General features: G+C 68.1%; 10 protein-coding genes. 2 read left to right on the top strand and 8 right to left on the bottom strand.

Annotation, left to right across the window (positions count from 1 at the left end):
- Positions 1–74: 74 nt before the first annotated feature.
- The 3 genes from gatB to gatC are packed head-to-tail and all read right to left on the bottom strand — an operon-like array spanning position 75 to position 3,393.
- The gene (gene gatB / locus EDD41_RS00795) at positions 75–1,568 is read right to left on the bottom strand and encodes an Asp-tRNA(Asn)/Glu-tRNA(Gln) amidotransferase subunit GatB (RefSeq protein WP_123574644.1); all 1,494 of its coding nucleotides are present in this window, start codon (positions 1,566–1,568) and stop codon (positions 75–77) included.
- On the bottom strand, positions 1,565–3,094 hold the full coding sequence (gatA, locus tag EDD41_RS00790) for an Asp-tRNA(Asn)/Glu-tRNA(Gln) amidotransferase subunit GatA (RefSeq protein ID WP_094764674.1): 1,530 nt from the start codon (positions 3,092–3,094) through the stop codon (positions 1,565–1,567). The genes gatB and gatA overlap by 4 nt, the downstream gene beginning before the upstream one ends.
- 5 nt (positions 3,095–3,099) lie before the next feature.
- Positions 3,100–3,393: an Asp-tRNA(Asn)/Glu-tRNA(Gln) amidotransferase subunit GatC gene (gatC, locus tag EDD41_RS00785; protein ID WP_123574643.1), complete on the bottom strand. Its 294-nt coding sequence runs from the start codon at positions 3,391–3,393 to the stop codon at positions 3,100–3,102.
- Positions 3,394–3,531: 138 nt separating this feature from the next.
- Here gatC and EDD41_RS00780 point away from each other — a divergent pair, with 138 nt between their 5' ends.
- Positions 3,532–4,149 (top strand): ACT domain-containing protein, encoded by a 618-nt coding sequence (locus EDD41_RS00780; protein WP_123576741.1) that lies wholly within the window; start codon positions 3,532–3,534, stop codon positions 4,147–4,149.
- Positions 4,150–4,169: 20 nt separating this feature from the next.
- Here EDD41_RS00780 and EDD41_RS00775 read toward each other — a convergent pair whose 3' ends face one another.
- Genes EDD41_RS00775 through EDD41_RS00760 form a run of 4 tightly spaced genes read right to left on the bottom strand, consistent with a single transcriptional unit; the run spans position 4,170 to position 7,689 of the window.
- The gene (locus tag EDD41_RS00775) at positions 4,170–4,376 is read right to left on the bottom strand and encodes a hypothetical protein (protein ID WP_094764676.1); all 207 of its coding nucleotides are present in this window, start codon (positions 4,374–4,376) and stop codon (positions 4,170–4,172) included.
- Between the two features lie 36 nt (positions 4,377–4,412).
- Positions 4,413–5,402: a uroporphyrinogen decarboxylase/cobalamine-independent methonine synthase family protein gene (locus EDD41_RS00770; RefSeq protein WP_123574642.1), complete on the bottom strand. Its 990-nt coding sequence runs from the start codon at positions 5,400–5,402 to the stop codon at positions 4,413–4,415.
- Positions 5,402–6,496 (bottom strand): tRNA 2-thiouridine(34) synthase MnmA, encoded by a 1,095-nt coding sequence (mnmA, locus tag EDD41_RS00765; protein ID WP_123574641.1) that lies wholly within the window; start codon positions 6,494–6,496, stop codon positions 5,402–5,404. Before mnmA ends, EDD41_RS00770 begins: the two co-directional genes overlap by 1 nt.
- A complete protein-coding gene (locus tag EDD41_RS00760; RefSeq protein WP_094764679.1) occupies positions 6,493–7,689 on the bottom strand; it encodes a cysteine desulfurase family protein in 1,197 nt (398 codons plus the stop codon). The genes mnmA and EDD41_RS00760 overlap by 4 nt, the downstream gene beginning before the upstream one ends.
- A 285-nt stretch (positions 7,690–7,974) precedes the next feature.
- Here EDD41_RS00760 and glgX point away from each other — a divergent pair, with 285 nt between their 5' ends.
- Complete coding sequence (glgX, locus tag EDD41_RS00755) at positions 7,975–10,179, top strand: glycogen debranching protein GlgX (RefSeq protein WP_123574640.1); 2,205 nt, start codon at positions 7,975–7,977, stop codon at positions 10,177–10,179.
- Between the two features lie 92 nt (positions 10,180–10,271).
- Here glgX and EDD41_RS00750 read toward each other — a convergent pair whose 3' ends face one another.
- The gene (locus EDD41_RS00750) at positions 10,272–12,836 is read right to left on the bottom strand and encodes a glycogen/starch/alpha-glucan phosphorylase (protein WP_245995480.1); all 2,565 of its coding nucleotides are present in this window, start codon (positions 12,834–12,836) and stop codon (positions 10,272–10,274) included.
- Positions 12,837–12,847 lie beyond the last annotated feature (11 nt).

Raw genomic sequence — 12,847 nt, 5'->3', positions numbered from 1 at the left:
ACAGCGGACCATCCAACCAAGCAGGGGGTACCCCGCGCCACCGCGGGGTACCCCCTGTCAGTCACTGAACCAACTCAGGAGAGCTTCTCCAGCAGCAGCTCGCGCACCCGGGCTGCGTCGGCCTTGCCCTTCATGGCCTTCATGACCTGGCCGATCAGCGCACCGGCGGCCTGCACCTTGCCGTCGCGGATCTTCTGCGCCACGTCTGGATTGGCCTCGATCACCGCATCGACGGCGGTGGACAGCGCGCCGTCGTCCTGCACCATGGCCAGACCGCGCTTCTCGACGACCTCGGCGGGCTCACCTTCTCCGGCGAGCACCCCCTCGAAGACCTCGCGGGCCAGCTTGTCCGTGATGGTCTTCGCCTCGACGAGCTGCTGCACGGCGGCCACCTGCGCGGGGGTGATGGACAATTCATCCAGTGCCACCCCGGCCTCGTTGGCGCGGCGGGCCAGCTCACCGATCCACCACTTCTTGGCGGCGGCGGCACTGCTGCCGGCGGCCACCGTGGCGTCGATCAGGTCCAGGGCTCCCTCGCTGCCGAAGATGTCGCGCATCTCCAGGCCGGTGAAGCCCCAGGCCTGCTGCAGCCGTGCTCGACGCTCGGCCGGCGGCTCGGGCAAGGTGGCCCGCAATTCCTCCACCCACTCGCGGCTCGGGGCCACCGGCACCAGGTCCGGCTCGGGGAAGTAGCGGTAGTCCTCGGCCTGCTCCTTGGAGCGTCCGCTCGAGGTGGTCTGGTCCGTCTCCCGCCAGTGGCGCGTCTCCTGCTTGACCTTGCCCCCGGCCTCCAGGACTGCTCCCTGGCGGCGGATCTCGAAGCGCAGTGCACCCTCCACCGACTTGAGCGAGTTCACATTCTTGGTCTCGGTGCGGGTGCCCAGTTCCGTGGAACCCTTGGGCATCAGCGAGACATTCGCGTCGCAGCGCATGTTGCCCTGCTCCATCTTGGCCTCGGAGACACCCAGGGCCCGCATCAGGTCACGCAGATGGGACATGTAGGCGCGTCCCACCTCGGGCGCCTTGTCGCCCAGGCCCTGGATGGGCCTGGTGACGATCTCCATCAACGGCATCCCGGCACGGTTGTAGTCGACCAAGGAGTAGTCGGCACCCTGGATGCGTCCGGCTCCGCCCTGGTGGGTGAGCTTGCCGGCATCCTCCTCCATGTGCACGCGCTCGATCTCGATGCGGTAGGTCTTGCCCTCCACCTCGAGGTCGACGTGGCCGTCGAAGCAGATCGGCTCGTCGGACTGGCTGATCTGGTAGTCCTTGGCCATGTCCGGGTAGAAGTAGTTCTTGCGCGCAAAACGGCACCATTCGGCAATCTGGCAGTTCAGGGCCAGACCGATGCGGATGGCGGACTCGACGGCCTTGCCGTTGACCACGGGCAGTGATCCCGGCAGGCCGAGGCAGACCGGACAGGTCTGTGTATTGGGTGCGGCACCGGGCGTGGTCGCGCAACCGCACCACATCTTGGAGGCGGTGTTGAGCTCGACGTGGACCTCCAGGCCCAGAACCGAGTCATAACGGTCCATCACGTCGTCGTAGTCGAGCAGTTCGTCGCTCATGCGCGGGCCTCCTGGGCGGCGTCGGAATCGTGGATCATGGCGAGCAGGGGCATGCCCCACCGCGCCTCGAGTGCCTTCTCCAGGGCGGCACCGACGCGGTAGACGCGATCATCGGCCATGGCCGGGGCCATGATGTGGAAGCCGACGGGCAGGCCGTCCGAGGCGCCCAGGCCGCAGGGCACGCTGCCGGCAGGGATGCCGGCCAGGTTGCTGGGGATGGTGGCCAGGTCCCCGGCATACATCGCCACCGGATCGTCCACCTTCTCCCCCAGCGGGTAGGCGGTGGTCGTGGTGACGGGTGAGACGAGCACGTCGCACTCGGCAAAGGCCGCCTCGAAGTCGCGTTGCACCAGCGTGCGGACCTTCTGCGCGGAACCGTAGTAGGCGTCGTAGTAGCCCGAGGACAGGGCGTAGGTGCCCAGGATGATGCGACGCTTGACCTCGTCGCCGAAGCCGGCGGCGCGGCTCGCCCGCATCACCTGCTCGACACCATTGCTGCCGTCGTCCCCAACGCGCAGGCCGTAACGCATCGCGTCATAGCGGGACAGGTTGGAGCTGACCTCAGCGGGCATGATCAGGTAGTAGGCGCCCAGTGCGTAGCCGAAGTTCGGGCAGCTGACCTCGACCACCTCGGCACCGGCGGCCTTCAGCAGCTCGACGGACTCCTCGAAGCGCTGGCGCACATCGGCGCTGAAGCCCTCACCGCTGAGCTCGCGCACGATACCGATACGCATGCCCGCGACGTCGGCAAGCTCTGCCGCCTCCACGACCGCCGGGACGGGCGCGTCGAGGGAGGTGGAGTCGGCTGGGTCGTGTCCGCAGATGACCTCGTGCAGCAGCGCGGCATCCCCCACATTGCGGGCACAGGGTCCGGGCTGGTCCAACGAGGAGGCCATGGCGATGACCCCGAAGCGGCTGGTCCCGCCATAGGTGGGCTTCACGCCCACCGTGCCGGTGAGGGCAGCGGGCTGCCGGATGGATCCGCCGGTGTCGGTGCCGATGGTCAGGGGTGCCTCGAAGGCTGCCAGGGCGGCTGCCGAGCCGGACCCGGAACCGCCGGGGATGCGGGAGCTGTCCCACGGGTTGCGGGTGGCGCCATAGGCGGAGTTCTCACCGGTCGACCCCATCGCGAACTCGTCAAGATTGGTCTTGCCGATGATCACCAGCCCGGCATCCAGCAGCCGCTGCACGATGGTCGCGTCGTAGGGGGGCACCCAGCCTTCAAGGATCCGGGAACCCGCCGTGGTGGGCGATTCGTTCCAGCACAGCAGGTCCTTCACGGCAATCGGGACGCCGGCCAGGGGGCCCAGCTCCTCGCCTGCCGCCACGCGCTCGTCCACGCGCCGGGCAGCGGCCAGGGCGGCTTCCCTGTTCGTGCTGATGAAGGCATTGACGGTGGAGTCCACCTCGTCGATGCGGTCCAGGAAGGCCTCGGTGACCTCCACCGAGGTGTGTTCACCGCTGCGGACCCATGCGGCGAGCTGGCGGGCCGTGGCGTGCAGGATCAGATCCGTGGTCTCACTCATGGCGCTCACTCCTCGTCCAGGATGCGGGGCACGCGGAACTTGTCGTCCTCGACGGCCGGGGCGCCGGCCAGCATCGCCTCTGCGGGGAAGCTGGGACGCGCCTCGTCGGCACGAAAGACATTGCTCAGCGGGATGGGATGGCTGGTGGCCGGCACATCGTCGCCCGCCGCCTCGGTGACGCTTGCCACCGATTCGAGGATCAGGTCGATCTGCGGTGCCAGGTGCTCGAGCTCCGTGTCGGTGAGGTCGATGCGTGCCAGCGCCGCGAGGCGCGCCACGTCGTCCTTGGTGAGTGCCACGTTTTCTCCTGTTCGGATGGGTCCTACGGGCGACCACTCTAGTGGCCCCACCGCAGGCCCGGACCATGGCGCGGCGCTCCCGCCCTGTGGAAGGTGTTGAGGCTGACCGGCTGGGTTTGCAAGACTTGCGCCGTGCACCTGCTCCGCGTCCAGCTCCCCGACCGCCCCGGTTCCCTGGGCGTGGTGGCCAGTGCCATGGGCCTGTGCGGCGCCGACATCACCGCGATGGAGATCGTCGAGAAGGGCGACGGCTGGGTCATCGACGACTTCATGCTCACCATGCCCAAGCGCGAGGGAGTCTGGATCGATGACCTGGTGAGCACGTGCAATGCCCTTGACGGGGTGCGGGTCCTGTGGATCTCGCGCCACCCGGAGGGCTGGGGCCTGGAGGCCGATATCGCCGTGCTGGAACGCATGGTCGCCGAGCGGGAACGCGCCGTCGAGATCCTCACCCTCGCGGCCCCGCAGGTCTTCCACTGCCAATGGGCGGCACTGCTGGACCGCCGCGACGGGAGCCGTCTGGTGGGAACCGAGCTGGCCCCGGACTTCACCCCAGGTCAGGCCGACGGTCTTGGCCCGCTGGACGAGCTGACGCGGCTGGACCTCGCGGCGGGCTGGTTGCCCCACTGGTCGGACACGACGGTGGCCATCTGCCCCGTCGACGAGAACCAGGCCCTGGTCCTCGGGCGAGCCGGCGGCCCGGACTTCCTGGACTCCGAGCTGCGACGCCTCTCGCACCTGGCAGCCCTCGCCTGAAGCCGAGCCTGTCGAGGGGTTCAGGCCCCCGGATTCATCTTCTTGTAGAAGAACCAGCCCAGCAGGCACAGGGCGGTCAGTGCCGCGATGAAGGCCAGGCTCACCCAGATCCGTAGCCGCTTCTTGGCCTGCGTGGTCGGGACACGCTCGGGGCCCCACTCACCCACCTTGGGCTGGACCCGGGCAGGCGCGTCACCGTTGAGGTTGAGGTCGGAGAAGCCACGCATGCGCCCACCCTACCCGCGGCCGCCGACACGCCGGCCCTACCGAGCCAGCTGTTCCGCCAGCAGCGGGACTGCCTCCAGCAGGGCATCCAACTGGCGCATCGCCGGACGCAAAGTCCACCCCGCAAGGCCACAGCCCGTCGAGACGGCCAGCGATCGCTGCAACAGGTCAGGATCCAGTGCGAGGGGCCGCAACAGGTCCAGCCCGCGCCGCACGATCTCGTCGGGCGTGCTGACCACGTCGGGCCGCTGGGTGGGAGCCAGCCCGATCAGGAGCTCGTGCCCCGCCTCGAGCCAAGAGGCGACTGCGTCCAGGTCACGCAGGCCCAGCGTCCCGACGTCCAGGGCCGCCTGCGCGATGCCACTGCGAGCCAACAGGTCCAGGTCCAGCCCGGGCGCACAACAGTGCACACCCACCCGGACGACCTGCTCTCCCAGGGCCTCGGAGAGCACGGACAGCAAGGCGCTGGCCTGGGGACGGTCGACGGCGCGCAGCCGGGAGAAGCCCGACGCCGTCGCCACGCCCCCGGAGACCACGGCGGGCAGCAGCGGCTCGTCCAGACGGACCCGCCAGCGCACCTCGGGGAGCCGACGGCCCATCTCAGCCAGCAGCGCGGAGGCACCGGCGGCGAGGCTCTCGGCCAGCTCACGACGGGCACCGTGGTCGGCCAGCACCTTGTCACCGCGACTCCGCTCCACCAGGGCGGCCAGCGTCCAGGGCCCGGCCATGGTCAGGGTCACCGTCCCGGTGAATCCTTGGGCAGCCTCCTCCAGCTCGTCGAGGTCCCGACGCAGCAGGCCTCGCGCGCGGCCATGGTCGACGCCGGAACGCTCCAGGAGGCGCCAGCCCTGCGGTTGCAGGTCGAAGCCCAGCCCCTCGGTCATCGCCAGCGTGCGGCCCACCATGTCCGCGCCGACGCCGCGCCCCGGTAGCTCCGGCAGCCAGGCCTGCTCGAAGGAGCCCAGGACATGGCGCAGTGCGCCCGGCATGTCCGGCCCGGGCAGGGACCCGATCCCCGTCGCGTACATCAGGCGACCCCCCGATCGGTGGATCGTGCGGCGCTGATGGTGGCGCTGCCGACCACCCGGTCTGCGTCATAGACGACGACGGCCTGGCCCGGCGCGATGCCGGTGGCCGGGGAGTCCAGCTCCACCAGGAGGCTCTCCTCATCGGTGCTGGTGATGGTGGCGGGCATCGCCTCGCCGTGCGCACGCACCTGGGCCAGCCCACGCCACGGACCACTCACGCGGGCTTCGGTCCAGGTGGGCCGGATCCCCTCGATCCGGTCGACGGCGAGCAGCTCCTTGGGGCCCACCACCACGCGGTTGTTGACCGGCTCGACCTCCAGCACGAAACGGGGCTGACCATCCGCCGCGGGCACGCCCAGGTGCAGGCCCCTGCGCTGCCCGACGGTGAACTGGTGGAAACCGCTGTGGCTGCCCACCACGGCACCGTCCTGGTCGACGACCTCCCCCTCGCGCTCCCCCAGGGCCCGGGAAAGGTATCCGGCGGTGTCACCGTCCGGAATGAAGCAGATGTCGTGGCTGTCCGGCTTCTTGGCCACGCCCAGGCCCAGCTCGGCGGCCTCGGCCCGCACCTGGCTCTTGGGCACGTCACACAGCGGGAAGAGCGAGTGGGCCAACTGTGCCTGGTCCAGCATCCCGAGCACATAGGACTGGTCCTTGGCGGCATCCGCGGCCCGGTACAGGCTGAAGCGTCCGTCGCACTCCTCCAGCCGCGCGTAGTGGCCCGTGACCACCTTGTCGAAACCGAGCGCCATGCCACGCTCCAGCACGGCGGCGAACTTGATCTTCTCATTGCAGCGCAGACAGGGATTGGGAGTTCGCCCGGCGGCGTACTCGGCGACGAAGTCGTCCACCACGTCAGCCTTGAAACGGTCCGACAGGTCCCAGACATAGAAGGGGATGCCCAGCCGGTCCGCCACCCGACGTGCGTCGTGACTGTCCTCCAGGGAGCAGCACCCCCGGGCACCTGTGCGGAAGCTCTGTGGGTTCTTGGACAGCGCCAGGTGCACGCCGGTCACGTCGTGCCCGGCCGCCACCGTCCGCGCGGCGGCCACGGCCGAGTCCACCCCGCCGGACATGGCGACGAGCACCCTCATGAGGGGTCCTGGGTCACGTCGACGGCCACGCTGGCTGCGGCCCGGGCCCGCGAGACCACGTCGGGCAGCAGACCCGCCAGGGTGGCCAGTTCGTCGGCGGTGGTCGTCGGGCCGAAGCTGAACCTGATGGAGGCCGAGGCCTGTTCCAGGGTGCGGCCCATCGCCAGCAGCACGTCGCTGGGCTGGTGGACCCCGGCGCGGCAGGCAGATCCCGTGGAACAGTCGATGCCCGCGTGGTCCAGCAGCATCAGCACGTCATCGGCGCGCGTGCCGTCGAAGGTCAGGTTGACGATGGCCGGGCTGGCCTCGGCGGGGGCATTGACGTAGCAGCCGGTGATCGTGCTGCGGACTCGCTCGACGAAGCGATTGCGCATCCCGCTCAGGCGGGCGTGCTCCGTCTCGAGGTTCTCGACGGCCATTGTCGCGGCCGCGGCAAAGGCCGAGGCCAGCACGGCGGACTGGGTACCGGAGCGCACGTCGCGCTCCTGTCCCCCGCCCAGGCCCCAGGGCGAGAGCTCCACGTCGCGCCGGGCCACCAGGGCACCGATCCCGACAGGCCCACCCACCTTGTGTGCCGACAGGCTCATCAGGTCCGCACCGCTGGTGGCAAAGTCCAGCGGGACGTGCCCCAGCGCCTGCACGGCGTCCGTGTGGAACCACGCTCCCACGCGGTGTGCGCGCTCCGCCGCCTCGGACACCGGCTGGATGGCGCCGGTCTCGTTGTTCACGGTCATCACGCTGACCATGGAGGTCGACGCGTCCAGCCGCTCGTCCAGGTCCTTCAGGTGCACGATTCCGTCACGGTCACAGGACAGCACCTCCACGCCGGCCATCCGGGTGCGCGCGGTGGCCACGGCGGGGTGCTCGGTGGCACCGATCAGCACCGTGCGACGGCCGGGGCGCCTTGTTCCGGCGTTAAGGGCGATGGTGTCCGCCTCGGAACCTCCGGACGTGAAGATGACCTCGGACGCGTGGGCGCCGATCGCCTCCGCCAGCTGCTCCCGGGCATCCTCCAGCACCGCGCGTGCCGCCCGCCCCGAGGTGTGCAGCGCGGCGGGGTTGCCGACGAGTCCGGACTGCCGGACCATCGCCTCCAGCGCCCGCGGCACGATCGGGCTGGAGGCGGCATGGTCCAGGTGGATCCGCCCCGGTGCGCGTTCGGGTGCGTTCTCGGTCTTCGCTCGCTCGTCCATTTGCACCATCGTCCCCGGCTGCACCCTCCATCGCAAGCGGAGGGGCTTCGTGGACTGCTGTGAGCAGTCACAGCCGAGGAATCGCCGTACACTGTCCAGCGGTGGCAGAATGGCTAGTCGTGCCCAAATCGCACATGCGGATTGCGCCTGCGCGGGGCATTCATCACCAGAAGTTCCCGGGCACACCGGGTGCAAGGCAGTGAGGCCGGATGAGGTCGGATGCCTCGTCCGGTCAACAATGGTGGTTCGGGTCCGTCCGACACCGCAGAAGAAGGCAAACGCTCAATGAACTCTGAGACACCCTCGCCGGTCGACTCGTCGATCCTCGGTGCCCAGCTCCTCGATGGTAGCTGTCGCTTCGCCTTGTGGGCGCCCCGCGCGACCCGCGTCGAGCTGTCTCTTGTGGCAGCGGACCGCAGCCAGCACAACGTCGACATGGCCAGGAATCCCGACGGCGTGTGGATCGTGCACGTGCCCGGCGTGCAAGCCGGCCAGCGTTACGGATACCGCGTCCATGGTGACTGGAATCCCGACGCCGGCATGCGTTTCAACCCCGCCAAGCTGCTGCTCGACCCCTATGCCCGCGCCATCACTGCGGGTGTCGACTACTCCGGCCCGATCCTGGACCACACCGCGGAGTCCAACTACCTGCCGGACGAGCGCGACTCCTTCGAGTCCGTCCCGCTCAGCGTCGTCGTGGCCCCCTCCCCCGCCCCGACGCCCATCCAGAGGCGCCGTCCGCTGTCCGAGTGTGTGATCTACGAGACGCACCTCAAGGGATTCACCAATCTGCACCCCAGCGTGCCCGAGCACCTGCGTGGCACCTACTCGGGCCTGGCCTATGACGCCGTCATCGACTACCTGGTCGAGACGGGTATCAACACCATTGAGCTGCTGCCCATCCACCACTTCGTCAGCGAGCCCTTCATCGTCGGCCGTGGCCTGACGAACTACTGGGGCTACAACACCTTGGGCTTCTTCGCCCCGCACGCTGCCTACTCCTCGGTGAGCACGCTCGGCGAGCAGGTCGAGGAGTTCAAGCGGATGGTGAGCAAGCTCCACGAGAACGACATCGAGGTGATCCTCGACGTCGTCTACAACCACACCGCCGAGGGTGGCCATGAGGGTCCGACGCTGAGCTTCCGTGGCCTGGACCACCTCGGCTACTACCGCCTCACCAATGACCTGCGCAATGACTACGACGTCACCGGCTGCGGCAACTCGGTGGACACCTCCCATCCGGGTGTGTTGAACATGATCATCGACTCGATGAAGTACTGGGTCACGGAGATGGGCGTCGACGGCTTCCGTTTCGACCTGGCCACCACGCTGATCCGCAATGAGCAGCACCACGTGGACCAGAACCACGAGTTCAAGCGTCGCATCGCCGAAGATCCCGCCTTCGACGGAATCAAGATGATCGCCGAGCCCTGGGACATGGGTCCCTACGGCTACCAGGTGGGTGCCTGGGGGGACGGCTGGAGCGAGTGGAATGACCAGTACCGCAACTTCATGCGGGACTTCTGGCGCGGTGCCACCAGTGGTGTCGCCACGCTGGCCACCCGGCTGTCCGGCTCGCCGGACATCTTCAACCATGACGGCCGTGGCCTGCACTCGAGCGTCAACTTCATCACCGCGCACGACGGCTTCACGATGCGTGACCTGGTCACCTACGACATCAAGCACAACGAGGCCAATGGCGAGAACAACCGCGACGGCGCCGATGACAACCGTTCCTGGAACTGCGGCTGGGAGGGGGAGACCGACGATCCCGGGATCAACGACTTCCGCCACCGCCAGGTGAAGAACATGATGGCCACCCTCATCCTGTCCTCGGGCGTCCCGATGATCACCGCGGGTGACGAGCTGGGCCGAACCCAGGGCGGCAACAACAATGCCTACTGCCAGGACTCCCCGCTCAGCTGGGTGCACTGGGACACGCTGGACAGCTGGGGGGACCTCTCCGAGCTGACCAGCACCCTGCTCAAGGCGCGACGGGAGTTCGCGCCACTGCGTGCCACCCAGTTCCGCAACCACTTCGAGGTCCTGGATGCCGATGGCAATGGCCTGGGCCGTTATGACCTGGCGTGGTTGGACCTGTGGGACGGAGAGATGCGCGACGAGCAGTGGCATGACGCTGGCCGTCGCAACCTCGGCATGTACGTCTCCGACGCGGACTGCGCCTTCCTGACCCTGTTCAACGGCGCCGCCAATGACGTGTTGATCCGGCTTCCCGGGGAACCGTGGGCCAAGGGATACCAGGTGGTGGCCACCACGGCGCACCGCGACGAGCTGCCGGAGTCCCCGATCGGCCCGGGCCAGGAGTTCGACCTGCCCGGCCGCAGCGTCACCCTGCTGCGCTGCGAGGTGCCCTCCCAGGCGCCCAAGCCGATCGTCGACGAGTTCGAGGAGCCGCTGCCCGCCGAGGAGACGACCGCCACCGACGAGGCGACCGCCACGCTGGCCAAGCTGGACGAGCAGGAGTACTGAGCGGCCACCGGCCGCATCGCCTCCTGGCATGACGAAAGGGCGGCTCCCCCTCGGGGGAGCCGCCCGTTCGACGTCTCGCGTGGACTATCGGATCACAGGACCGGCATGGTGTGCCAGATCTCGCGGATGTAGTCCTTCATGGAGCGGTCGCTGGAGAAGAAGCCGCTGCACGCGATGTTGAGGATCGCGGACTTGGTCCACGCATCCTCGTCGGCGTAGGAGGCCTCCACCTTGGCCTGGGCGTCCATGTAGCTGGCGTAGTCGGCCAGTGCCATGAAACGGTCCGAGGTCAGCCAGTTGGACACGATGGGCTCGAAGACGCGACGGTCCCCGTCGGAGAAGGCGCCCGAGGCGATCAGGTCGATCGCGCCCTTGAGCCGCTCGTCACCCTCGTAGTAGGAGCCCGGGTTGTATCCCTTGGCCCCCAGGTCCGCGACCTCCGGCTCGGTCATGCCGAACAGGAAGAAGTTCTCGTCGCCGACGTGCTCGCGGATCTCCACGTTCGCGCCGTCATCGGTACCGATGGTCAGCGCGCCGTTGAGGGCGAACTTCATGTTGCCGGTGCCGGAGGCCTCCATGCCGGCCAGCGAGATCTGCTCGGACAGGTCCGCCGCCGGGATCAGCTTCTCGGCCAGCGTCACGTTGTAGTTGGCCGGGAAGGCCACGTGCAGCTTGCCCTGGACGCGCTCGTCGGCATTGACCACCTCGGCCACCTTGTTGATCAGGTGGATGGTGTCCTTGGCCATCTTGTAGCCGGGAGCCGCCTTGGCGCCGAAGACGACGGTGCGGCCCTGGACATCGGCCGGGTCGAGGCGCCCGGAGATGATCTCGTTGTACAGGGTGACGACGTGCAGCACCTTGAGGGACTGGCGCTTGTACTCGTGCAGTCGCTTGACCATCACGTCAAGCATGTGGTTCTGGTCGATCTGGATGCCGTCGCGCTGCTCCAGCGTGCGGGCCAGCCGCTCCTTGTTGAAGGCCTTGACCTCGCGGAAGGCCTTGCGGAACTCGGCGTCCTCCGCATAGGGCTCCAGCTCGCGCAGCCGCTCCAGGTCGTTGACCCAGCCCTTGCCGATCGAGTCGCTGATCAGCGTGGACAGCGAACGGTTGGCCAGCCGGATGAAGCGACGCGGGGTGATGCCATTGGTGACATTGGTGAACTTCATCGGCCACATCTCGTTGAAGTCCGGCAGCACCTTGTCGCGCAGCAGCTGGCTGTGCAGGGCCGCCACGCCGTTGACCTTCGAGCCCGCGACAGTGGCCAGGTAGGCCATCCGCACCGAGCGCTCGGGGTGCTCGGCGATGATGGACATGCGACGAACACGCATCTCGTCATTGCCGAACTTGGCACGCACGTCCTCGAGGAAGGCGTCGTTGATCTGGTAGATCAGCTCCAGGTGACGGGGCAGGAGGCGTCCCAGCAGGGAGACCGGCCAGACCTCGAGGGCCTCGGGCAGCAGGGTGTGACAGGTGTACGCGAAGCACTTCTGCGTGACCTCCCACGCCTCGTCGAAGCCGAAGCCCTGCTCGTCGACCAGGATGCGCATCAGTTCCGGCACGGCGATCACGGGGTGCGTGTCGTTGAGCTGGAAGATGATCCGCTCGTCCAGCTTGTGGAGGTCGAAGCCCTCCTCCAGCTGGTTGGCGATGAAGTCGTGCAGCGAGCAGGCGACGAAGAAGTACTGCTGCTGCAGACGCAGCTCCTTGCCCTGCGGGGTGGAGTCCTCGGGGTAGAGCACCTTGGAGATGTTCTCCGCGAAGGTCTGTGCCCGGACGGCATCGGCGTAGTCGCCGGAGTTGAAGATCTGCAGGTCGAAGGCCTTGGTGGCCTGGGCGCTCCACAGCCGCAGCGTGTTCACGCGGCCGTTGAGGTAACCGGGAACCATGTAGTTGTAGGGCACGCCGAGGACATTCCAGTCCGGCACCCAGGTGGTCTTCTCGTTGCCGTTCTCGTCGACGGTCTTCTCGGCGTGTCCACCGAAGTTGACCTGGACGCCGTGCTCGGGGTGGGCGAACTCCCACGGGGAGCCGAGCGAGAGCCAGCTGTCGGGCTGCTCAACCTGGCGGCCGTCGACGAAGGTCTGACGGAAGATGCCGTACTCGTAGCGGATGCCGTATCCGATGCACGGGACGTTCATGGTGGCCAGCGAATCGATGAAGCAGGCGGCCAGACGGCCGAGGCCACCATTGCCGAGGCCGGGCTCCACCTCCTGGGCACGCAGCACCGCGAAGTCGATGCCGCACTGGTTGAGGGCCTCTTCGGCGATGTCGATCAGACCGCTGGAGAGCAGGTCATTGCCCAGTTGGCGGCCCAGCAGGTATTCGGCGCTCAGGTAGCCCACGGTCTTGTGCGGGTTCTCCCGCTGGAGGCGCTCGGTCTCGAGCCAACGGGCCATGAGGTAGTTGCGCACGGTGGAGGCCAGCGCCATGTACTGGTCGTTCACGCTGGAATTGGACAGCGAGACACCCTGGTTGGAGTTCAGCTCGTGCAGGAACTCGCGCACGAATCCGTCGACGGTGACCGGCGGGGTGCCCACGGGCGCCTTGGCGACGGGGTGGGTGGGGTCCCACTGCGGGCCGAAGGTGCGGCCGGTGCGGGGAGACTCGTCCGAGTGCTCCGGGGCAGCGGTGCGGGTTTCTTCATTGGTAGTTGACACGCAAGGGAGCC

The organism is Luteococcus japonicus (assembly GCF_003752415.1).
GTDB lineage: Bacteria > Actinomycetota > Actinomycetes > Propionibacteriales > Propionibacteriaceae > Luteococcus > Luteococcus japonicus.
The sequence above is the reverse complement of the archived record's forward strand: the minus strand, read 5'-3'. Positions and strand labels throughout refer to the sequence as shown.